This is a genomic window from Niallia sp. Marseille-Q9988, assembly GCF_976954375.1.
This window is the reverse complement of the sequence record NZ_CDRJSZ010000005.1, coordinates 66,692-90,654: the sequence shown is the minus strand read 5'-3', so window position 1 is coordinate 90,654 and position 23,963 is coordinate 66,692. Positions and strand designations below refer to the sequence as shown.

At 34.4% G+C, this 23,963-nt stretch carries 20 protein-coding genes and 1 riboswitch; of the genes, 4 read left to right on the top strand and 16 right to left on the bottom strand.

Annotated features, from left to right (window positions below; translation table 11 throughout):
• The first annotated feature begins 307 nt into the window (after nt 1–307).
• On the top strand, nt 308–1,264 hold the full coding sequence (locus ACWNMZ_RS10340; protein WP_449598624.1) for a ribose-phosphate diphosphokinase: 957 nt from the start codon (nt 308–310) through the stop codon (nt 1,262–1,264).
• Between the two features lie 194 nt (nt 1,265–1,458).
• Here the strand turns inward: ACWNMZ_RS10340 and ACWNMZ_RS10335 are convergent, their stop codons facing one another.
• From ACWNMZ_RS10335 to truA, 4 genes are all read right to left on the bottom strand, one after another.
• Nucleotides 1,459–2,658, bottom strand: coding sequence for a phosphoglycerate dehydrogenase (locus ACWNMZ_RS10335; RefSeq protein ID WP_449598623.1), 1,200 nt, complete (start codon nt 2,656–2,658; stop codon nt 1,459–1,461).
• A gap of 108 nt (nt 2,659–2,766) precedes the next feature.
• Nucleotides 2,767–2,846: riboswitch (ZMP/ZTP riboswitch) on the bottom strand.
• A 92-nt stretch (nt 2,847–2,938) separates the two neighbouring features.
• On the bottom strand, nt 2,939–3,553 hold the full coding sequence (gene nadD, locus ACWNMZ_RS10330) for a nicotinate (nicotinamide) nucleotide adenylyltransferase (protein ID WP_031539401.1): 615 nt from the start codon (nt 3,551–3,553) through the stop codon (nt 2,939–2,941).
• A 21-nt stretch (nt 3,554–3,574) separates the two neighbouring features.
• The gene (locus tag ACWNMZ_RS10325) at nt 3,575–5,026 is read right to left on the bottom strand and encodes a nicotinate phosphoribosyltransferase (RefSeq protein WP_031539400.1); all 1,452 of its coding nucleotides are present in this window, start codon (nt 5,024–5,026) and stop codon (nt 3,575–3,577) included.
• Between the two features lie 252 nt (nt 5,027–5,278).
• Complete coding sequence (gene truA / locus ACWNMZ_RS10320) at nt 5,279–6,016, bottom strand: tRNA pseudouridine(38-40) synthase TruA (protein ID WP_031539398.1); 738 nt, start codon at nt 6,014–6,016, stop codon at nt 5,279–5,281.
• Between the two features lie 253 nt (nt 6,017–6,269).
• On the opposite strand from truA, the gene ACWNMZ_RS10315 reads away from it, so the two are divergent.
• Nucleotides 6,270–6,662 carry an SET domain-containing protein gene (locus ACWNMZ_RS10315; RefSeq protein ID WP_048716905.1) on the top strand — a complete coding sequence of 131 codons (393 nt, stop codon included), beginning with the start codon at nt 6,270–6,272 and terminating at the stop codon, nt 6,660–6,662.
• Between the two features lie 127 nt (nt 6,663–6,789).
• Here the strand turns inward: ACWNMZ_RS10315 and ACWNMZ_RS10310 are convergent, their stop codons facing one another.
• From ACWNMZ_RS10310 to ACWNMZ_RS10285, 6 genes are all read right to left on the bottom strand, one after another.
• Nucleotides 6,790–8,307 carry a glycine betaine uptake BCCT transporter gene (locus tag ACWNMZ_RS10310; RefSeq protein ID WP_031538745.1) on the bottom strand — a complete coding sequence of 506 codons (1,518 nt, stop codon included), beginning with the start codon at nt 8,305–8,307 and terminating at the stop codon, nt 6,790–6,792.
• A 97-nt stretch (nt 8,308–8,404) separates the two neighbouring features.
• Nucleotides 8,405–9,472: a Gfo/Idh/MocA family protein gene (locus ACWNMZ_RS10305; RefSeq protein WP_231512578.1), complete on the bottom strand. Its 1,068-nt coding sequence runs from the start codon at nt 9,470–9,472 to the stop codon at nt 8,405–8,407.
• Nucleotides 9,469–10,146, bottom strand: coding sequence for a DUF624 domain-containing protein (locus ACWNMZ_RS10300; RefSeq protein WP_152910788.1), 678 nt, complete (start codon nt 10,144–10,146; stop codon nt 9,469–9,471). Before ACWNMZ_RS10300 ends, ACWNMZ_RS10305 begins: the two co-directional genes overlap by 4 nt.
• Nucleotides 10,147–10,232: 86 nt before the next feature.
• Nucleotides 10,233–11,774 carry a type 2 periplasmic-binding domain-containing protein gene (locus tag ACWNMZ_RS10295; protein ID WP_031538750.1) on the bottom strand — a complete coding sequence of 514 codons (1,542 nt, stop codon included), beginning with the start codon at nt 11,772–11,774 and terminating at the stop codon, nt 10,233–10,235.
• Nucleotides 11,775–11,791: 17 nt separating this feature from the next.
• The gene (locus ACWNMZ_RS10290; protein ID WP_051640992.1) at nt 11,792–12,712 is read right to left on the bottom strand and encodes a carbohydrate ABC transporter permease; all 921 of its coding nucleotides are present in this window, start codon (nt 12,710–12,712) and stop codon (nt 11,792–11,794) included.
• Between the two features lie 16 nt (nt 12,713–12,728).
• A complete protein-coding gene (locus ACWNMZ_RS10285; RefSeq protein WP_197030897.1) occupies nt 12,729–13,691 on the bottom strand; it encodes an ABC transporter permease in 963 nt (320 codons plus the stop codon).
• A 237-nt stretch (nt 13,692–13,928) separates the two neighbouring features.
• On the opposite strand from ACWNMZ_RS10285, the gene ACWNMZ_RS10280 reads away from it, so the two are divergent.
• A complete protein-coding gene (locus tag ACWNMZ_RS10280) occupies nt 13,929–15,635 on the top strand; it encodes a sensor histidine kinase (RefSeq protein WP_031538756.1) in 1,707 nt (568 codons plus the stop codon).
• Between the two features lie 3 nt (nt 15,636–15,638).
• Nucleotides 15,639–17,261, top strand: coding sequence for a response regulator transcription factor (locus tag ACWNMZ_RS10275; protein WP_031538758.1), 1,623 nt, complete (start codon nt 15,639–15,641; stop codon nt 17,259–17,261).
• A gap of 79 nt (nt 17,262–17,340) precedes the next feature.
• On the opposite strand, the gene pdxA is transcribed toward ACWNMZ_RS10275, so the two are convergent.
• The 6 genes from pdxA to ACWNMZ_RS10245 all read right to left on the bottom strand — a co-directional run bounded on the left by pdxA (nt 17,341) and on the right by ACWNMZ_RS10245 (nt 23,862).
• A complete protein-coding gene (pdxA, locus tag ACWNMZ_RS10270) occupies nt 17,341–18,345 on the bottom strand; it encodes a 4-hydroxythreonine-4-phosphate dehydrogenase PdxA (protein ID WP_031538760.1) in 1,005 nt (334 codons plus the stop codon).
• Nucleotides 18,342–19,652 (bottom strand): four-carbon acid sugar kinase family protein, encoded by a 1,311-nt coding sequence (locus ACWNMZ_RS10265; RefSeq protein WP_231512579.1) that lies wholly within the window; start codon nt 19,650–19,652, stop codon nt 18,342–18,344. The genes pdxA and ACWNMZ_RS10265 overlap by 4 nt, the downstream gene beginning before the upstream one ends.
• Nucleotides 19,640–20,644, bottom strand: coding sequence for a 2-keto-3-deoxygluconate permease (locus ACWNMZ_RS10260; RefSeq protein WP_035416584.1), 1,005 nt, complete (start codon nt 20,642–20,644; stop codon nt 19,640–19,642). Before ACWNMZ_RS10260 ends, ACWNMZ_RS10265 begins: the two co-directional genes overlap by 13 nt.
• Nucleotides 20,645–20,793: 149 nt before the next feature.
• Entirely contained in the window at nt 20,794–22,491 is a 1,698-nt protein-coding gene (locus ACWNMZ_RS10255; protein ID WP_031538765.1) for a sigma-54-dependent transcriptional regulator, read from the bottom strand.
• A 175-nt stretch (nt 22,492–22,666) separates the two neighbouring features.
• Nucleotides 22,667–23,191, bottom strand: coding sequence for an NADPH-dependent FMN reductase (locus ACWNMZ_RS10250; protein WP_031538767.1), 525 nt, complete (start codon nt 23,189–23,191; stop codon nt 22,667–22,669).
• A 50-nt stretch (nt 23,192–23,241) separates the two neighbouring features.
• Nucleotides 23,242–23,862 carry a superoxide dismutase gene (locus ACWNMZ_RS10245; protein WP_031538768.1) on the bottom strand — a complete coding sequence of 207 codons (621 nt, stop codon included), beginning with the start codon at nt 23,860–23,862 and terminating at the stop codon, nt 23,242–23,244.
• Nucleotides 23,863–23,963 lie beyond the last annotated feature (101 nt).

Below are 23,963 nucleotides of genomic sequence, written 5' to 3'. Positions count from 1 at the left end.
TCGTCCCCCAACTAGACAAAAAGGATATTTATTCTCCCACAAACATTTTACTCATACTCTTCTTATTGTGTTAAAAGAGAGATTCGTGAGCAACATGATTAATTTTTATACTTTTAGAATATGCTATTATAGATTAAATACTGTACTATTCTATTGCAATAGGAAGAAATGTTTAAGAAGTTTCATTCTAAAAATGCTATAATTGGTTGAAATACAAATATCGGTATCCTACAATACTTATAGTAGGAGCTATTCTTTAGGTAGATTGAGGTAGCTAAGTCTGTTCAGATTATAGGAGGAACCATTCATGGCCAATACATATCAAGGAACAAAACTAAAAGTTTTTGCTCTTAATTCATCCCCTGCTCTAGCCCAAGAAATAGTAGAGCATCTAGGTACTGAATTAGGAAAATGTACCGTTAAGAAATTTAGCGATGGGGAAATTCAAATTAATATCGAGGAAAGCGTCCGTGGTTGTGAAGTATTTATTATTCAGTCCACTTGTGATCCTGTAAATCAAAGTATTATGGAATTACTCATTATGATTGATGCCTTAAAACGAGCTTCTGTTGAAACGATTAATGTCGTCATTCCATATTATGGATATGCACGTCAGGATAGAAAAGCACAACCAAGAGAGCCAATTACGGCTAAATTAGTTGCCAATTTAATTCAAAAATCTGGTGCAGACCGTGTTATCACATTAGATTTGCACGCACCACAAACACAAGGCTTCTTTAACATTCCAGTGGACCAATTAGTAGGAATACCACTGCTTGCAGACTACTTAAATACAAAAGCGTATGCAAGTGATGTAGTAGTAGTTGCCCCAGATCACGGTAGTGTTACTCGTGCCCGAGAACTTGCAGATCGATTAAAAGCCCCAATCGCAATTATCGATAAGCGTGGCCCAAAAGATATTGGTCCTCGTGAGGTAAACATTGTCGGAAACATTGAAGGAAAAACAGCCATAATTGTAGATGATATTGTTGATACATCTTACCGCATTACGACTGCTGCAAAGGCATTACTTGAGAATGGTGCCGAAGAAATATATGCATGCTGTATCCATCCTGTTTTATCTGAACCAGCAATTGATATGATCCAAGAATCCCAAATCAAGGAATTGATTGTGACAAACAGCATTCCACTTCCAGAGGAAAAGAGAATTGACAAAATTACGCAGCTATCGATTGCTGAATTACTGAGTGATGCCATTAGCCGTGTTTATGAGCATAAGTCTGTGAGTGTGTTGTTTAAATAATCTGTTAAGGCTAAAGGTTGTCCACTGGGCAGCCTTTTTGAATGGATTTAGTAGAAATGACTAGTTGGGTTGGATTATTTCCTCTCTACTTTAGATCATTTAACTAATTACCAAATAATACGAACCCATCTCAAAAATTAAAAATAGACTCCTTTTCAACCAGGAGCCTATCAAATCGTATTTATTTCTCCACTTTAGATAACTCTCATTGTTACGATTCCATCAATCTCTTTTAATTGCTTAGAAAGCAGTGGGATGATTTCATCTGCTACTTCGTTATCGATATCAATCATCGTGTAAGCATACTCGCCACGACTTCTGTTTATCATATCAGCAATATTCAACTGGTAAGTAGAAATTGCTTGTGTTATCTGTCCTACCATATTAGGAATATTTAGATGGAAGGCTGTAACACGACGTTTTCCTGTGTATGGGATGGATGCATTTGGAAAGTTTACAGAGTTTTTAATATTACCTGTTTCCAAAAATTCCTTTACTTGGCGAGCTGCCATAACAGCACAATTTTCTTCAGATTCTTCAGTAGATGCACCAAGATGAGGAATAGCAATCGTATTCTTCATTTGCAGGACATTTTCATTCGGAAAGTCTGTTATATATCGTCCTATTCTGCCTTCTTCTAAAGCAACAGCTATATCAATTTCATTTACTAGCTCGCCACGAGAGAAGTTTAAAATTTGCGTACCAGGCTTCATTAAGTCAAAAGCTTGTTGATTAAACATTCCCTTCGTATCTTCTGTTAAAGGCACATGGACTGTTATATAATCAGATTCTGCAAATAGCTGTTCTAAGGTCATAGCTCGCTGCACATTACGTGATAAATTCCAAGCTGTATCTACAGAAAGAAAAGGATCATACCCAATGACATCCATATCTAGAGCAAGGGCATCGTTTGCAACAAGGGCTCCGATTGCTCCTAAGCCAATGACACCTAAAGTTTTTCCTTTGATTTCGTGCCCAACAAATTGTTTTTTACCCGTTTCCACTAGTTTTGGAATTTGGTCACCTTCAGCGAGGAGTGTTTTTGCCCATGATACACCTTCAAACAAATTTCGAGATGAAGCCATTAATGACATAAGCACCATTTCTTTTACTGCATTTGCATTAGCACCAGGTGTATTAAATACAACAATTCCTTGCATTGTACATTGCTCTACTGGAATATTATTGACACCTGCTCCCGCTCGGGCAATTGCCTTAACATTCTCTCCTAATTCCATACCATGCATATTAAAGCTGCGCAAAAGAATTGCATCAGGGTTATTGCTCGTATCGTCAATTGTAAAATTTCCTTTTTTAAACACACTTAGGCCACTTGCAGCAATATTATTTAATGTCTTAATAGTCTTTACATCTTTAACAGTCGTAGTGCTCATCTCCATTGCTCCTTTTCATTCAATTATATTCTTTTTACGCTTGGTTAATACGTTTACCTTTCTAAATGAAATCATCTAAAAAAGAAAAAGGCAAAGGAGTATATCCCTTACCTCTGCCCAGGCGAACGACATACGACACTATGTGCTCCCCTACGGTTTTCCGTATTTCGCCAGTTACACATAGCCTTTAGATTGCCTTCATTCTATCAGACTATTCAGTAATCATCAATGACTAATTTCTTATTAATTTTGTGTTTTTTCATGCTTTTTTTAGAATGGTTTATTGGTATAATTTATTTTTCTTTATATATTCATAGCATTTTTCTGGCAAAAGATACCTCGGTTCCCCACCTATCGCAAATTCTTCCCGTATATAGGTAGAGCTTATTTCCATTGCCAATCCCTTATCTAAGAGATGAAAAGTGCTCCCATCGTCATGATTACGGAGGATTGGCGATCGGCTTATGGCTGAAAGCATATCAATTCCATTTCTAGCCATTACAATAAACCGATTTTCTGCTATCAACTCCTCTCCTTTTGTCCACATACCTCTTCCAATATCAACCAATAAATCAGCACCCATAATAAAGTACACACTATCCTCTGGAAAAAGCTTTTTAAAATAATTCATCGTATGATACGTATAGATTTCCCATCCATCTTGCATCATTTCATAATCATCTAAAGAAAACTTCTCATTATCCTCTATTGCCATGTTCACCATCTTTATACGATGTTCATCTGCTGTTTCCATTGTTTTATCCCGTCGCTTACTGGAACAAGGAAGAAAAATAACCTTGTCTAATTTACAACGATGGGCAACAGTGCTAGCCGTCCAGAGATGAACATTTGTTATTGGATCAAAGGATGATCCGTAAATCCCTATTTTACCCAATTTATCCTCTCCTTAAAAAGGTTAAACGCTGCGTGATTTCTCTTTCATTTTTTCTATATAGCTTCGCTTGTTTTCCCAGCATGCTTTACTTAAATCGACTGGATACTCTTCTGGATTAAGCGTTCGCTTATATTCATTCCATAGATAATTCAGGTTCTCTTTAGCCTTCATTTGAATATCTTTTAATGCTGGTGGTTCAAACTGGATATGCCCGTTTTTAATAACTGGATGATGTAATTCGATGGTCCTGTAATTCGTCACCACTTTATTCAAATATGGATGAACAGGATGAAACATTTTTAATGGTTCTTGTGTTATTACTTCATTTGCCAGTGCAATGTAATCACCCTCAGCATGGTCATTTTCATTATTTATAATTCGATATACTCTTTTCTGACCTGGCGTAGAAATCTTTTCCGGATTTCCAGATAATTTAATGGTATCCTCCATTATACCTTGTTCATTTTCTATACTGACTAATTTATATACAGCGCCCAGTGCTGCTTGATCAAATGCAGTAATTAACTTTGTTCCAATTCCCCAGATATCAATTTTTGCTCCTTCTGCCCGCAAATTCATAATGGTATACTCATCTAAATCATTAGAGGCAATAATTTTCGTGTCAGGAAAGCCCGCTTCATCAAGCATTTCTCTAGCTCGCTTTGAAAGATACGCCAAGTCTCCACTGTCTAAACGAATCCCCTTAAAGTGAATCTTATCTCCAAGCTCCTTTGCCACTTTTATAGCATTGGGAACACCAGAGCGGAGTGTGTCATATGTATCAACAAGGAAAACGCATTCTTTGTGGGTGCTGGCATAGCTTTTAAAAGCCTCATATTCGTCTTGATATGCTTGAACAAGTGCATGTGCATGTGTTCCAGATACAGGGATATTAAAAATTTTCCCTGCCCTTACATTACTCGTCGCCGAAAACCCACCAATATAGGCAGCTCTTGTTCCCCATATCGCTGCATCCATTTCTTGTGCTCTTCTTGTCCCAAACTCCATTGCCGTCTGCTCTCCAATAACCTGCTTCATTCTCGCAGCTTTTGTTGCAATAAGTGTTTGGTAATTAACAATATTTAATAATGCCGTTTCGATTAATTGCGCCTCCGCAATTGGTGCTTCTACTCTTAGAATCGGTTCATTGGCAAATACTAGCTCCCCTTCCTCCATGCAATATATGTCACCAGAAAAAGTGAAATTTTTTAAATAAAGAAGAAAATCCTCCTTATAACCTCCTTCATTTCGTAAATAGTCCAAATCGCTTTGTGTAAACCGACAATTCTTTATATAAGATAAAATCCGTTCAAGACCAGCGAATATAGCAAAACCATTTCCAAAAGGGAGTTTGCGAAAGTAAAGTTCAAACACAGCTTTTCGTTCATGTTTTTCATCTCTCCAATATGTCTCCATCATATTAATTTGATAAAGATCTGTATGTAGCATCAGACTGTCATCCGCATAGTTCATTTATTTTCCTCCTCTTGCTATATTCATTTCTACTTCAAAAGCAAAGTCCCTTCCCTTAGCATGTGACAAATCTCTGTTTGTTATATAATTATCCGTTTATTTATTAAATCATTCTCTTTTGGGCTAAGCTTTTTATATTTGCACTACAATTTTTTAAGGAGGAAACGTTCATTTAAAACAAAACCATTTTTAACTATAAAAAAAAGCAAGTAGTTTCTTACTAAAGAACCTACTCGCTTTTACCTATTTCTTTTAAAACTGTACCTTTTCTAAAAATAACCCATTTGCTTCTGCCATCATTCCTGTCAGACTACGATCTTTTTCTGCAATAATTGCTGGAATAGCATCTGCTTCGATTTTTCCTAGCCCAATCTCTATTAGTGTTCCCACTATTTTTCTTACCATGTTGTAAAGAAAACCATCACCACTGACACGAATTTCAAGAAACCCTTCCACTTCTTTTATATCAATGGAGTATATTTCTTTAACCATTGACTTCTTCTTAGATTTAGCGTTCGAGAAAGCTGTAAAATCATGTTTACCAACAAAATAGGCAGCTGCTTGCTCCATTCTTTTTACATTTAGCTTTTTCTCTACATGCATACTATATTTGCGCATAAAAGGATTGGTATACGATTTATTCCAAATTTTATACACATAGGTTTTATCCTTTGCATTATATCTTGCATGAAAACGATCAGGAACGATTGCTACTTTCGAAATACTAATATCATTTGGTAAGTAGTGATTTAGATAATTCATGACCTCTTTTTCCGTCATTTCTTTGTTCATTTTGAAGTTAGCAACTTGTGATAATGCGTGTACGCCTGCATCTGTTCGGCTGCAGCCGATAATTTCAATCTTTTCTCCTACCATTTCTGTCAGGACGTTTTCAATTTTCCCTTGAATGGATTGGTCCCCATTACCGAGGCGTTGCCATCCTTTATACCGTCCACCATCATATTGAATAAGCAATTTATAATTTTTCATTTTTTCTCCTGTCTCTTCCTTTTTATGTTCTTTATTAAAAAAACGTAATCCAATTCTAAAATCATTACGAAAACCTAAAGAATCGTACTCATTATACACTATTATCTCCAAATTCTTCATTAGTTAAAAAGTCAGATTATAACTGAAATGCTTCATTTTTTATAAGTTTTTCATTAATTTATTTCCTAAATAAAAGAATCAATGTTAGAGTAAGAGATAGCAGTAAACTATAAAGAGTTGTAGGTGAACAATAATGATAGAAATTAAAACATCCCCCCTAAGCGATGGGGAATTCAATAGAGGCGTATTTGCTACTTGTGATATTAAAAAGGGGACCTTATTCCATGAAGCTCCTGTTGTTCCTTATCCAAATGAACAACATAAGTATATCGAAAGAACGGTATTAGAAGATTATGTATATGAATATGGTATTAATCACAGTGCAGTTGTTCTAGGTTACGGCATGCTTTTTAACCATTCGTATGAACCAAATGCGACTTATGAGATTAATTTTGATAAACATACTTTTGATTATTATGCTTATAAGGATATAAAAGCCGGCGAAGAAATTTTAATCAATTATAATGGGGAAGTCGATGATTACGAGCCATTATGGTTTAATAAAGATAAAGAAGATGAAAATTAAATTCGTCACTGAAAATTTCCCCAAATAAAATATGTTGATGGGAGCGGATATGTAACATTTCCGCTCCCATCAACATTTTAGCATGCAACAAAAAGGTAAACAAAACCTCGATTCTGAAGACTCGATATTATTTCGAGCTTTTTTTCTTCTTCCACTTTGATTCATATTCCGCTTTTTCCTGATGTACTTCCTTCAATAGACTTACTGTCATTAAAATCATTATTAAGGAAAAAGGAAGAGCCGCAATAATCATCATATTTTGTAATCCATCTAATCCGCCAGAATAAAGTAATACAAGGGAAATCGTCGTAAGCAATACCCCCCAAATGACTTTAATCCGATTACTTGGATTTTGTACGCCATTTGCAGATAGCATCCCCAAAACGAATGTTCCTGAATCGGCAGAAGTAATAAAGAACACAGCAACCAACAAAATAGCCAATAGGGATAGTAAAGCACTAAGTGGATAATGCTCTAAAAGGGCAAACAATGTTTCTTCTGTAGCAAAAGTTGATATAGTACCTAACCCTTTATGTTCAAGATACATCGCATTTCCACCGAACACAGAGAACCATAAAAAGCCAATTACTGATGGAATAAATAGTACGAACGTTATAAATTCACGAATCGTTCTTCCTTTGGAAATACGAGCAATAAAAATACCTACAAATGGTGACCACGCAATCCACCAAGCCCAATAAAAAATCGTCCACGCATCTATCCATTGGCGATTCTTACCATTTAAAGGCGCAATTCGGAAACTCATGCGCACTAAGTTTTGTAAGTAGCTTCCAATTGTATCTGTAAATAAATTGAGGATAAAAACCGTATTTCCCATGATAAAAACAATCAAAAATAGAACGAAAGCTAATATCATATTCGTATTACTAAGGATTTTAATCCCTTTGCCTAATCCAGTAAGGGCTGAAAGTAAAAACAGGACGGTGACAATTACTATAATAATAAATTGTGTTAAAAAATTGGAAGGAATATCATAAAGAAAAGAAAGCCCCCCATTTATTTGTACCGCTCCAAAACCTAGCGTTGTAGCAATCCCCGTTACTGTTGCAAAAACGGCGATAATATCAATAATTCTTCCCGCTCTTCCTTCCATTGAATTACCTAGCAATGGCTTCAAGGTTGAACTGATTAATGTTTTTCCACCTTTCCTAAAGGTCGTGTAGGCAAGGCTTAAAGCAACAATCCCATATACTGCCCATGCATGAATTCCCCAATGGAAATAGGTATATCTCATTGCATCTTTTATACCTTGATCTGTACCAATTTCATTTGTCGGAGAGCTAATTGCATAATGACTTAGTGGCTCTGCTGTCCCATAAAAGACAAGGCCGATTCCCATTCCAGCACTGAAAAGCATCGCTAACCATGCTAGTCTTGAAAACTCAGGCTTATCGTCAGGTTTTCCTAATTTTATTTTACCTACAGGACTTATTAATAAGTACAAACAAATTATCACGAAAAACGTGACCACAATTAAATAATACCAACCAAAAGAATCTGTAATAAAGGATTGGACACTAGCTGTGCCTTCCTTAAGTGTATCTGGTGCAAGAGCTCCTACTAACACAATCAACAAGATTATGATTATAGAAACATTAAAAACAAGATGATCTTTAAACTTCATATAATAAATTCTCCTTCTAATCGAATAATAATCTATGTACAAATAGTCGCCTAGTTATTATATCCGTAATTAGGAGAATTAAACAAGGACAACCCTTTCAGCTTTCTAACGCATCTATCATTTTCCCTGGTTGATTACTGGACTGGATTATTGCTTCTAACACTTGTTGATTCCTTAGTCCTACTTCAAAATCTGGAAAACCTGATCCTATTTTCCCCTTTAGCATTTGGGCAAAATCCTCCCATTCAGACAAGTATACAGTTTTTGGAACATGCATTTTTTTCTCCACAACCTCAGCCGTCCCATCATCAAAATGTATCAAATTCACTATCTCTTCTTCCATTGTACTTGCATGAATAGTTCCTTTATCACCGTATATGGACACATCAAACTGATTCCCTGAGCCTATAGCATTTCTTGTTGTTTGAAATGTACCAACTATGCCACTTTCCATTTTTGCCTGAAAACATACAAAGTCGTCAATAACGAATTCTTTCCATTCATTCGATTGCTCCATTTTTCTTTTCTTAATAAAGCTTTCCATTTTAGCTGATACTTCTTGAAATGATCCAAATAAATAATATGCCATATCAATCATATGGGAACCTAAATCGCCTAATACTCCTGTTCCTGTGACCGCAGGATTAAAGCGCCAAACATAGGGAGTATCATAAGGTAGTGCTCCCCACCCTTGCAGATACTGAATAGAAAAATTCATTATTTGACCGATTTCCCCTTTATCTAGTAATGCTTTTACAAATCGAAATGCTGGTGTATATCGATAACTAAACCCTACCATACAAAGAATAGGTTGTTGCTTATATTTTTCAGCAAGCTGTTTCGCTTCCTCATAGTCCAATGTTAACGGCTTTTCTGTTAAGATAGGCATGTTTTTTTCGATACAATATTCCAATATTGGCGCGTGTACATTATTGGGTGTGATGGATACAACTGCATCTACTTTTTGAGAATCAATTAACTTACGGAAATCTATATATTGATTTTCCGATTTAATAGCTAATCGCTCTCCGACTTTTTTTAGATTTTTGTTATTTGAATCACAGATTGCATCAATTTGAAACGTTCCGACATTCTGCAATCCCTTTATATGAGACTGAGCCATCCCACCAACTCCAATTAATCCTATCCGTATTTTCTCCATCATACTTCTCCTCCTTTTTTGTTTTCATATTTTGAAAAAATCCTTTTAAATATAATCGAATTCACAAAAGTCAAAATGGAAAGTCCACCAAAGGTAATGAAATAGACACCTGTTAAAAAACCAGTAAAAGAGGATAAAAAGAAAACAATAGGCACTATATTGATCATTAGTACCAGTAATAAATATGGAAAGTGAAAGCCTCCAATCAATAAAGAATTTACAACTGCTGTTTTTATTGAATCTTCAAATCTAGATATATAGGGAAAAATAATTACGAACAATGTAAGATATAAAAAGCTAAAGATAAGGGTTAGACTCATAAAAATAACTTTCCAAATCCCATTGGTGTATACAAGATAATAAATATCTCCAAGTAGAATTACGCCAATACCTATCAGGAGAAACCAAATAAGGGAGCTCTGTTTTAAATTCTTTTTAAACGACTGGATAAAACTTATCCAAATGGAGGGATGTTCTCCTCTTGCTATTTTAAAATGAACCGAATACAAAGCTGTTAGCGAAGCACCTATCGTGACAATAGGAAGTGAGAAAAGAATAAAAATAATATTCAATAAAAGAACATCTACTATTTTCGCTAAATTCCTGCTGATGGGACTATCGAGTTGAAAGAATGTACCCATTTCATTCACCTGCCTTTTCAACAATAAATAATTCACTTCCTATTAGATAATCAAGTAGTCTTTTATAAAGAAACAACAGTCAGAAATAAAAGTTTAATTCTGACTGCTGCACTTCGTACTTTCTACTTTAATGATTCCTGATATCTGTTAAATGCAGTATTTTGGATTTCCATAAACTCACCGTAACCCATTTTTTCTAGTTGCCTTATATAATCATCCCATTCTTTTTCTACTCCACCTTCTACAACCCATTTAGATTGCATGGAATTCACATAGGAAGTTAAGTCTACATTCAACGTATTTAAACGTTGCATTTCATCTGCTGTAAAGCTTACTGTTGGAAATTGCTCTCTTGCGTATTCGCTTATTTTTTTATCAAGTTCTAGCTTTAATCCATCCCCACTATCAGTTGGCAAAGTTACCTTTTCATTAAATCCATCTTCAATATATTTAGGACCAAAATCACGGAATGAATTAGTCCAAGCAAAAATATCTGCTGATTCTCCTTCAGGTGCATTCAATACTTGATACGTCCCATCATCATTTTTCTCTACCCCAATGCCAAATGATCCATAAAAAGTTTGAATACTAGCATCCTCTGTATAAAATTTATCTGCCCATTGTAATAATTTTGCTGGATCCTTGGCTTGAGTCGTAATAAGTAGTTCATTTCTCGAATAGGTTTCCGTATCAGAAATTACGTATCTTTCTCCATCAGGACCTTTAAGCGGCGCCAATGGAACATATTCCTTGGCATTTGGACCAAATACAGCATCTGGTGTCCATCCAAAGGCGACTCCTACTAATGAACCGTTTTCATCTTTACGTTTTGCTTCTGCCATTGAATCATCCTGTGTAAACAATTCTTGATCGATTAAGCCATCCTTGTATGCTTTATTCATCCATGCAATTCCCTCTTTATATTCTTCCTGTGTAGGAATGTAAGAAGGCTTTCCATCCTTTAAAGTCATTAGACCAGCTTTATCATTTCCTTTCGTTACGCCAAATGGCAATATAAACCCATAAATATTCCCTCCATAAGGAATTTCATCATTTAAATCTCCATTTCCATTTGCATCCTTTTCCTTAAATGCTTTTAGAACATTATAAAAATCTTCATACGTATCTGGCATTTCCAAGCCTAAATTATCTAACCATTTTTGATTAATAAATAGCTGATTTCCTGTTAACGGTCTTAAAGGCAATTTCTTAGGCAAGCTATAAATATGGCCATCAGGAGAGGTAACTAGAGCTCGTAATGATGGCTCTGTCTCAAATGCCGCCATTAGATTCGGCATATTTTCTGCAATTAAATCCTCTAATGGAATAAAAAGACTTTGGTTTTGGGCAATATCCCCATCACTTAAAGCTAACGATCCCCAAAATGCATCTGGTAAATCTCCACCTGCCATCAGTACTGATTTCTTATCTCCCCATTCGGAATTTAAATAGATGTCCCAATCGACTTTAATTCCAGCTTCTTTTTCTGTATCTTCTACAAAGCCTTTAAGAAAATCATCGCCCCAGTCTGCCCAACGAACGGTTGCAATTCGATATTCCCCATCTTCCTTTTCTTTGGTGCTCGTGTTAGCATTGCTACAGCCAACAATTAAACTACTTGTTAAAACAACACTTAGTAACCCTTTCCAGCTTCTCTTTATCATTGCTATTCCCCTTTCTATTACTCTTTTATAGAACCAACCATGACACCTTGATTAAAATATTTTTGCAAAAATGGATATAAACACATAATAGGTGCAGTTGATACAACTATCGCTGCATACTTCATCATTTCGGATAATCTTCTTAATTCTGATGCCAGTTCCCCAGATGCAGTACCAAGCAAAGATTCATTGGAAATTAGAATCCTTCTCAAAACTAATTGAAGCGGCTGCAAATCTTCATTGGAAATATAAATCAGTGCATTAAACCATGAATTCCAAATACCAACGGCAGTCCACAAACCAATTACAGCTAAAATAGCTTTTGATAATGGCAGTACTATCGTTAAAAAATATCTGATTGTTCCACATCCATCAATTTGCGCTGCCTCCCACAACGTATCCGGTATACTATTTTTAAAAAAAGTTCTAGCGATGATTATATTAAAAGAGGACACAGCAAAAGGTAATACCATTACCCAAAAGGTATCAAGTAACCCAAATCCTTTTATAACTAGATAAGTTGGTACCAATCCTCCACTTACAAACATAGGAATAAGTATAAAAATAGATAGCCACTTTTTCCCGAATAAATCAGCCCTTGATAAAGCATATCCTGCAGGAATATTAACGATTAAAGCGATAATCGTCCCCACAACCGTGTAAATAATTGTATTCAAATAAGATCTCCAAATAATTTCCTGCTTAAATAATTCAATATAGCCATCTACCTTCCACTCTTTTGGCCAAAACCATACGTTTCCATTTGTAACATCTGTTGGATTACTAAAGGAAGCGATAATAATAAACCATAAAGGATACACAATCATTAAAATCATTAAAATAGCAGTCGTATAGACAGCAATGTCAAACAAGCGATCATTCCAACTTTTTTTCTTTTGTGATTTTTTATTAAATTTTTGAATAAGTGTTCCTTCCAAGACTGAGGCCTCCTTCCTATAATAAACTTGTTTTTGTTAGTTTCTTGGATAGCCAATTTACAAGAAGTAAAATGATAACATTTACTACGGTATTAAATAAACCAATCGCAGTTGATAAGCTATATTGAAAGTTTTGCATCCCTACCTTATAAACATAGGTTGAAATAACCTCACTTCCAGTTAAATTCAATGGATTTTGTAATAATAAAACTTTTTCAAAACCTACACTTAAAAGACTTCCAGCACGCAAGATTAATAAAATCATAGCCGTAGGCATAATAAGTGGTAAGTCTATATGGATAATTTTCTGTAGGCGGCTTGCACCATCCATCGTTGCAGCCTCGTAATAGGTAGGATCAATAGCTGACAATGCTGCCAGAAAAATAATACTATCCCATCCTAAATGCTGCCATACATCACTCCATACATATACACTACTGAAAAGTGTCGGTTTAGATAGAAGATTCGGCATTTCCATCCCAAATATAGATAAAATATTGGCTATAAGCCCAGTGCTCGGTGATAGAAAAATTAATATCATACCACACATTACCATCGTTGAAATAAAATGAGGCAAGTAAGTGGTAACTTGAAAGAATTTTTTAAACATTCCAATCCGCATTTGGTTACAGAGAATAGCTAATGCAATCGGAAGTGGAAACCCTACAAAAAGACTATACAAACTAATATATAATGTGTTTTTTAGCGTTAAACCAAATTGATAGGAATGAAAGTACTGTATAAAATGCTTCATTCCTACCCACGGGCTATTCCAAATCCCGAGTGCAGGAGAATAATCCTTGAACGCCATGATAATTCCATACATAGGGATATACGTAAAACAAATTAATAGAATGAGAGTGGGCAGAAGTAATACATATAATGGAAGACTTTTTTTCATCCGCTTTAAATAATTTCTCTTATTTGGAAAATCAGGTGTGATTTGCGTGTTTTTTTCCACAGCAATCGTACTTTTCAACTCTACCACCTCCTTTATTTGTTATAATTATTATATGAAAGCGCATTCAATAAAAATAGAGCTAATCCGACCTGAAATAATACTAATTAGGACAGATTTTCTTCTTATTTCTCTATTCCACACTAAGAAATAGCAGTATTCCGTTGTATTTCAGTTATTTTCCTTTTTCAAAACGGAATATTGCTAGAAAAAGTGTATTACGTTTATATAATGAAAATAAGCATTGGAGATGAGTAAATGATACGTTCCATTGATAAGAACCCATCCCGCTCTATAAATTACTATTTAAAAGTACTTTTAATCATTATGGTAATTATCTTACTAATAAACATGTTTATTAGTATGTTAACAATCTCTATTACAAGGAAACAAAGCATTGATACCATTACGAATTCCGTCAAATTTTATATAGAAAATGTTCGCTCCAATTTAAACGCGATAGACCACTTTATGATTTGGACAGTAGTACACGAACCAATAATTGAAGAAATGGAAGAGAATATGGATATGGACGTTTTCCCACAAAATTTAAGTAATTTTCGAACAAGAGTAAATGACTTTCAATACTCGATTGGAAAAGAGTTTCAGTTCTTTCTTGGTCTCAAAAAAGAATCGTTTTTTTCTAACGCTTCACCTATAGAACTACCTTATCAAGATTATCTACAAGCAAAGAATTACTTTTTCTCTAAAAATGATGCGCTACATACATATGAAATATTTAGTACATGGAAAACGATAAAAATAAACGAAACTTTTTATTTTTATCATCTATTAAGCTATGATAATCGAATTTTCGTTTGTTTAGTGTCTGCAGAAGATCTATTAAAACCTTTAAATGGCTTTAACTTAGGGAGTAATGGTTCCATCGTCATGAAACAAGAGGGAAAAACGATAATAACAACTGATCAACAAATGGCAAAAGATGAAGCGGCATCCTCTCCCTTTTTTACAAGCAAGTTACTATTTGAAGAAAAGAATATACTACTGCCGTTTAGCTTACAAATAAACGTAGATCATTTCGGTGCCTTTAAACATGTAGTTATCACACAAGTCCTCTTAATTCTTGCAACTATCGTTATTAGCATTATCTTATTTTTTATTTTTCTCTATATAAAAAATCGTTTAATCTTTCCTATTCAAAAGTTTTCTAAAAATCTATCTGAGCTAAACAATAGTAACGGTACGATTAATTTTGAAAGCAACAGCATTATCGAACTAGAGCAGGCTAATACACAATTCAAGAACCTAATGCAAGAAATAAAAAAATTAAAAATTAATATTTATGAGCAAGAGCTGGAAAAGAAAAGAATAGAGATGGATTTTTTACGATTACAGATTAAACCACATTTCTATATCAATTGTTTATCAAGTATTCATAGTATGGCAGAACTGCATATGTTTGCCGAAATCAAGAAAATGTCTATTGCGACATCCCGTTACTTTCGATACCTTTTTCAAACAAATCATCACCTTGTTTCGTTAAAAAAAGAGCTTGATCATATTAGCGATTATCTTTCTATTCAACAATTATTACATGGTCCTACTTTTCATTATGAAACATCCATTCAACTAAACATAGAGGAGATGCAAATACCTCCGTTGATTCTGCAAACTTTTATTGAAAATAGTATCAAGTATGGATTTTCTGATATAAATTATGAGGAAACTCTAATCATTTCACTAAGTATTACCCCTGCAAAAGACGAACAAAAATTGAACATTACCATAAAAGATAATGGGCCTGGTTATCCATTAGATATACTGAACAAACTTCAAAATCAACTACCCCTATCAGAAGTTAATGGAAAACAAATCGGAATAAATAATGTCATCCAAAGACTTCAAATGTTTTATGGAAATAGCTTTTCTATATCCTTTTCAAATGGAATAAATGATGGAGCTTTTGTTCAATTAGTTATACCAAAACAATTACTGGAGGAATAAAAAATGAATGTCTTAATAGTAGATGATGATCGATTTCTCGTTAAGTTATTGAAGGAAAAAGTTAACTGGGGAACTCTAGGGATTGAACAAGTTTATACTGCTCATAATATTCGCCAAGCAAAGAATATCTTTATTAATGAGAACATCCACTTGCTTATTTCAGATATAGAAATGCCATACGGTAGCGGTCTTGAATTATTAGCATGGGTCCGACAAGAAGGATATTCGATACAAACAATTTTTTTAACAAATTTTGCTGATTTTCATTATGCCCAAAAGGCCATTGAACTTCAGAGCTTTGAATACTATTTAAAGCCAATAGAAATCGATAAATTAGAGTTTAGTATTTTGAAAGCGATAAAAAAAATAAAAATAAGGCAGCAAAGCGAAGAGGCTATCCAAGTTGGCCAGTATTGGCAACAAAATAAACAAAAACTAGTGGATCATTTTTGGAGTTCCTATTTAAGTAATCCAAAATGGCTTAAAGCAGAACTGGAAGAACAATTACTAAAAAATCATTTAAGTTATTCCCCAGATGACTGCTTTTTGCCAATTCTATTAAACATATTTCCATATAAGATTTCGTTAAAAGAGAAAATACCTCCTATTTTAGAAATAGATGAAAACTTGGTCTTAAAATTAAACGTCCATTTAGAAGAATCCTTTAAGGAAACCCCTTTTTCTTTGGAAAGTATTGTTGGATTAGATATTAATAAAGAAAAATATGTACTTCTTATAAAAAATTCCAAGGAGCATTTCGATTATCAGTCATTCATTGCATTATGCCAGAACTTAATCCAGACTCTGCGAAATGATTTGTTAATAGATACTCGCTTTAGTTTTTGTTTTTCTACACCTTTAGAAAAACTTCACAAAGCAGTAAAACAACTACAACAAAAAAGCGAGGATATGATTGATTTTAGAAACACAGTTCAGTTTTTTCAATCTTATGAAAAGAAAACAAATCCGTATACAGAACCTAATTTGGACATTTGGGAAAAACATCTTCAAAACGGTAATAAACAAATGTTTCTAAATAAATGTGAACAATATTTAATTTACTTAAAAGATACCAATAATCTTAACCTTAATGTATTACACAATTTCCGATTAGACATCACTCAATTATTGTTTACTCATTTAAAAAAGCAGGAAGTGCTCGCTCACAAATTATTTGATGGAAATACGAATAACCTACTACAGACTCAATCATTACGTTCCATTGATGATATGATGATTTATATTACCTATTTAGCAGATACTTCACTCCATTATTTAGACTTTATTCATTCACAGAAATCTGTTGTAAATACCATTTGCGATTATATTGATGCACATTATCATGAAAATATCACAAGAGATAGCATTGCAAAAATTGTGTACTTAAGTCCAGATTATATTGCAAGAATTTTCAAGAAAGAAAAGGGCCTCTCTCTTGTCAACTATATCATTAAAAAAAGAGTAGAACTCGCTAAGACGTTACTCATTCAAACAACCTTGCCAGTTCATATCATCTCCGATAAAGTTGGTTATGGGAATTACTCTTACTTTACTAAACTGTTTAAAAAAGAGACAAACTATACTCCTTTTGAATATCGACGTAAAGAAAAAGCCTCCACTCATTAGAGTGTGAGGCCAAATTTATTTATCTCAAAAAAACTTGACTATCTACATCTTCTTTACCAGATTATAGAGACTACTTTGATCACAACTTAGGAGCTAATTCAACAGCCTGACGCATTGCTTCCATTAAGCTTTTTTCATCCGCAATCCCCTTACCTGCAATGTCAAATGCTGTCCCGTGGTCCACACTTGTTCGAATAATTGGCAAACCAACCGTAATATTTACTCCTGCGTCTAATCCCAATACTTTCACTGGACCATGTCCTTGGTCATGATACATTGCTACAACAATATCAAAATCTCCGCGAACTGCTCGGAAAAATAATGTATCTGCTGGAAGTGGGCCAACTGCTTCTATGCCCTCACTTTGTGCCTTCTCTACACCAGGGATTACTTTCTCTTCTTCTTCTCCATAACCAAATAATCCATTTTCACCAGCATGCGGATTTATACCACATACTGCAATTTTAGGGTTTTCAATTCCTGCTTTTTGCAACGTATCATGTGCGAGTTTAATAACATGATAAACACGTTCTGGATTTATCATTTTTACTGCATCAATAATCCCAACATGTGTTGTTACATGAATAACTTTTAGGTTAGGTGCAGAAAGCATCATAGAGAAATCTTGTGTTCCAGTAAGATCAGCTAAAATTTCTGTATGACCTGGATATTTATGTCCACCTTTATGCAATGCCTCTTTATTTAAAGGTGCCGTGCAAATGGCGTGAATTTTCTCTTCTTTTGCAAGCTCAATTGCTTTAGCAAGATATTGAAATGCTGCATTCCCTGCTTCTGGAGATACTGTACCAATAGGAAGCGTTTCATCCAATAAATTTAGATTTAAACAATAAACTGTACCATAATGATAAGATACTTCTGCAATGTCTTCTACAGATATATTCTTTATTATCAACTCGCTATTTACAAACTGTTTTGCTCTTTCTAAAATTTTACTATCACCAATTACTAAAGGTCGGCTAATATCATACATTTCCTCTTTACCGAGACTCTTTAGAATAATCTCTGGACCAACACCTGCTGCATCTCCCATTGTTATACCTACTATTGGTTTTAATTTACTCATACTATCACCCTTCTTTTGTTAATCATAAATTCTAATGCTTTTATTAATGATTCTTCTGCCCCAAATCCACCAGCCTTAGTAACCGCCCAATAACTATTAATCTCTGTTCTAATTTTACCAAAGGGAAGTCCTGCCTCAATCTCCAAATACAATTCCATTTCCGTAACACCTAGTGCTCGACATACTGCCTTGGCTGTATCTCCACCTGTTAACACTAAACCTTTGATAGTAGGAAAAGCCTTTAATAAATGGTTTGCAATAATCCCCAAACCGTTCGATATTGCCTCACTTACATCAGTTTTACTTAAACAAAGCTTCTTACCAGCTTCTACCGCACTCGTTCTGTTAGTATCATCAGCTTCCACATAAAGCACAAAATGTTTACAGCCCTCATGTTGCTCAACTTTATTCGCAAGCTCATCCAATCTATATATTTGATTAACTAAATCAACTGGATTAATTTTCAGAAAATAGGAATTTGTAAAACTCTCAACCTTGCATAATTGCTTTTTGGTTACTTGAGATAAACTTCCTGAAACAATAAGTGTATGATTAATTTCCATTTCTTCTGTATCTTTTACAGAAGCAGAATTTAGGTTTAATATTTCTGGCAAATACTCAATTAGTCCAGCTGATCCTGCCCATACGATTGATTTATTTATCCTTACAAACAGTTCTGCGATATGGAAAAGATCCTCTTCTGTTTCCGCATCACAAACAAACCATTTATTACCTTCCTCTATCGAAGAGCGTATGATGCTATCTATCTCTTCCTTAGATTTATGCCAAATTTCCTTATTTAATAGTTTAATTTTCCTATTATCTGTTGGATTTAAGAGCTTTAGTAGATAGGATTCTTCCACTGGTGTCTTCGGATCGTTTGAAAATTCAGTTTCTGTTATGATGACACCGCCTACAAAATGATGCCCATTGATGGTTTGACGTCCCATTTTGGGATAGGCTGGAGCAATAACAATGACCTCTGGCTCATAAACAGCTTCTATCGCTGTAAGTTCAGCTTCTATGTTCCCTCTTAGCGTGGAATCAACCTTCTTATATATATGTTGATACCCTCTTTTTTTTAGAAATGTAGCAGCCTCTACTACAGACTGATATGCTTCTTCTTCGTTTTTTGCTCTGCTATCCGTATCTAATATAAGAACATCAGAATCTGCGTTTTCAGACGAATTTTTAACATCAAACACTACAGTAGTTGACAAATCTTTCATCGCCAGTTGAACACCTGAATCATTAGCGCCTGTTAAATCATCTGAAATAATGCCCATTTTATTTCTCAAGTCGAACACATCCTTACCTTACATTTTGATACCTTGTTCCTCAAATTTATATCCTTTTTTTCTAATCTTTTCACTAAGAATCCTACATAGATTGGAAGTAGTATTGCTGTGGTCACCACAGAAGCAGCAACCTGAACTGTTGCAATATCCACCACTGATGCGAAGCTGACATTTGCAGCTGCTATTACTGCCGGAGTTGCCACCGCATTTCCAGCTGTTGAACCTTCCGCGGCTCCAACAATTGGATTCCATTTTAGAAGTTTAAATACATAATAACCAGCTGTTCCTGTTACAAAAACAGTTAATAATCCTAGAATGATTCCTGCTAAACCACCTTCTATAATGGCAGAGAAATTAATCCCCATTCCAAGAGCAAAAGCAAAGAATGGAATTAACATAGAACTTCCGCTATCTAAAAATTCTCTGATTTTATCATCTAAATTCCCTAACACCATCCCGACAACAATAGGAAGAAGCACGGAAATAAAGGAAGTAACAGAAAACAATCCATCAACAAATCCCATCGCACCAAAGATTGATAAAGCAACCATTGTTAAAAAAGGTCCATCATTAAGAGCTAAAAGTGAATAAGCTGCTCGGTCTTCTTTACTGCCGTACTGACCAACTAATGCAACAAATAATCCACCATTACTATTTGTCATTGCGGCAATAACTGCAATAGGTGCTAAACCTAACCAAAGACCATTATCTCCAGCAAATAGATACGCTAATAATCCAAAGACGGCACCAACTACCCATTTTGTTAGTAATAAAGTTGCCCCTTTCCCAACAGAAACTCCAAAAGATTTTACATTGATTTGTGCTCCAGTACATAAAAGAAATAATGCAATTAAAGTAGGTGCCCCATTAACAAATAAAGCCTCTGTAAAATTTCCAATTCTTAGAAGATTGGGAGTGAATGTATTTAACAGTGCTGCAATTAGCAACGGAACTACCATCATCCCTCCAGGAATCCGATCCAACGTTTCTTTTATCTTCATAATTTTAACACTCCTTTTAGTATGTTTCAATTTAAAACAATAAGTAATCGTTTACAATAGTAATTGTAATTGCTTTCATTTATTAACACAATGAAAATAGTATAAAACGTTGCAAAATTAAACACTAAGAACAAAAAAAAGCTGAAAATTTATTGTTTCAGCTTTCTCCATAGAGTCGTTCGATTTATCCCTAGTCTTTCTGCAACTTTTGTTTGATTATATTGCTCTTCTTCCATGACTGTATCAATAATTCTTTTTTCAATTTCTACTAAAGTACCTTGTAAAAATTCATTATCTTTACTTTCTAATTTATTTAACCTATCCCCTAAAAGCAGTTGAATTAACCTCTTCCCGATTACGAACCCCTTCTCTTCCTTTACAGCATCACGAATAAGAATATATAATTCTTCCACATTGCCTGGCCAGGTATAGGATTCCAATATCTCCATAGCATCTTCCTTTATTTTAATTGCTGAAGTTCCAAATTCCGCATGAAAAGCAGCTAAAAAAAATGCTACTAATGGCCTTATATCCTCTTTCCGCTCAGACAATGCTGGTAAATCAATACGTATGAAAACAGTATAAGAAAGAGAGTGATATATTTCAGTGTCTATCGTATCTATTGCAATAATCACTGTTATCCCCAAAGCATGTAACTTCTTTACTTTTCCAATAAATAATCTTAACTCGCTAGCATTTAACATTTCGATTTCATTAAAATATATCGATTTTATATCCGAGTCTATTTGATTTTTCATCGTAAGGAATGCAGCTGCAGATAGGATTCCTAAAAAACCAATCCCCCTATTTTTTTTGTAATGAATAAGTTTTGAAATTTGTTTTTTTCCAGTGCCCGATTTCCCTATTAGTATCCAATAATTATTATTAAGATTACTATCTATCTTATCGATACATCTCTTCATCTTCTCACTTTTAGAGATAATCACCGGTTGAGTTTGGACATCTATAATATGCAAAGGATTTTCCGGCACTAATTCATCTAATAAAGAGAATGCAAACAAATAATGATTCTCTCCCTCAAAATTTATTGGAACAATCATCTGTTTTATTCTTTTATGCTGATTCGTCTCTATTATATCTAGTTCTTCTTGAATATATTTTTTTTTATGTATCACATTTATCAATTTTTTTATTGGAACTTGCGTACGATCGAATATTGCCCAGTTTTCATAGACAATAGTCCCTTCACCATTCACTACAATAACATCCAATAATTGTCTCTCTATGGCGGTTTGCATAATAGTCATTTGCAAACGTTGCTTTCTCAGCATTCGGTAAATGCTCTTAACTTCTTTAATGGCTTCAAATATAGCTTCTCTTCCTGATTGTATCAGTATCCCTTCTAGATTATACTTAGCTGCTGCATCCCGTGTAATAACGTCCCCAATGATTAATTGATAGCCATCTATTTTCAATTGATTCACCAATGGTTCAACTTCTTTTGCATCCTCAATCGTAAATACCTCAATTGGAATTTCTAACAAATCTGTTATTGCTTTAGCTCCAATGGTAATGTTAGAGAACCCAACAATTGCTTTTTTTCCTGGATAATCATTTGCCAAGGTCAGTACGCGTAGCATATCATAGCCAGAAACATGTATATCAACAACTGGAATATTCACTTCTTGCTCTATTAATTGTGCCGTTCCCCCACGGCTTATTATTATCTCAATTCCTTGCTTTTCCGCCTCTTTTGCAATTGGAATTGCCTCCTGTAGATTCGCCAATTCAATATGCATATTAAGTTCATGATCAATTTTTATACATTCTTCCATTACATGCTCCAATGCAGGATATGGTGCAATTAATAAAGTTTTAATTTCCATCGTATTCACCTATCGTTCGTTATTACTTTATACATTGAAAGAAATAAGATTAGATGTCAAGTACCTGTTCCATAATTTAGTGGAGCTAAAACAAGCAAGAACCCTTTTAAATAATAAAAAACAGACCTACTAATATATAGCAGATCTGTCATGTGGTCATATAGATAAGCTTAAACTAGCGCTTTAAATAAACAATTTCCTCCGCTAATTTAGCCATTCGCTTTTTAACATCATCATCTGTTATTTCGTTTTCATCATCAAAATAATCATTATGCACAAAAACATTTTGTACGGTAACCAAACTTTTGAAATACGTAAGAATTGGCTTTAATTGGTATTCCATCACAAGAAAATGTTTATCTGTACCGCCTGTGATAACCATTCCTGTCACTTTTGATTTAAACGCATCTACTGGTAGATGATCAAAAAGATTCTTTAATACGCCTGTTATGGAAGCTTGATATACAGGCGTTCCTATAACAAGAGCATCTGCTGCTAATATAGTGTTTACTACTTTAATCGTATCATCATTATAATAGCTAAGTGGAGCACCGTTAACAAATTCAATCTCATACTCTCTTAAATCAATCAACTCCACTTGAACGGCTGGATCAAGCGACTTAGCTGCAACTAAAACTTCATTTACTGCTTTGGAAGTTTTTGCACCCACTAATGAGCCGGAAATTCCTACAAGCTTCATATTATCCTCCAAGCTTAAAGATAAGCATGAAACACTTAATCTTCGTTATCTTATTCGTTATTATTAGCAAATTTCCGAGCAACTACACTCCAATTAATAATAGAGAAGAAATTGGAAATGTATTCAGGTCTTCTGTTTTGATAATTTAAGTAATATGCATGCTCCCAAACATCTAAACCTAGGATTGCACGTTCTCCATCCATAATTGGATTATCTTGATTTGGTGTGCTTGTTACTTTCAAGTTACCTTCTTTGTCAACAACAAGCCATGCCCAACCAGATCCAAATCTAGTTGTAGCTGCTGCAGTAAACTGCTGTTTAAATGCATCAATGCTTCCAAATGCTTTAGTGATTGCTTCTGCTAGTTCACCAGAAGGAGCATTTTCTCCTGTAGCAGGAGCAATTACTTCCCAAAATAAAGAATGATTTAAATGACCTCCACCATTATTTCTAACCGCTGTTCTAATTTGTTCTGGGACTTCATCAAGATTACTTAATAGTTCCTCTAATGATTTTGCTTGTAATGCTTCCTGCCCTTCAAGTGCGGCATTTAAATTATTGACATATGTTTGATGATGTTTTCCGTAATGGATTTCCATTGTTTGTTGATCGATATGTGGCTCTAAAGCGTTAAATTCGTAAGATAAAGCTGGTAATGAATATGTAGTCATTTGTAATTCCTCCAATATTTTTATTTTTATACTTAACGGTTTAAAAAGTATAATTAAACAATAAACCAAGGTAAGAAAAAATGCAATCCTTTTTACTTCTG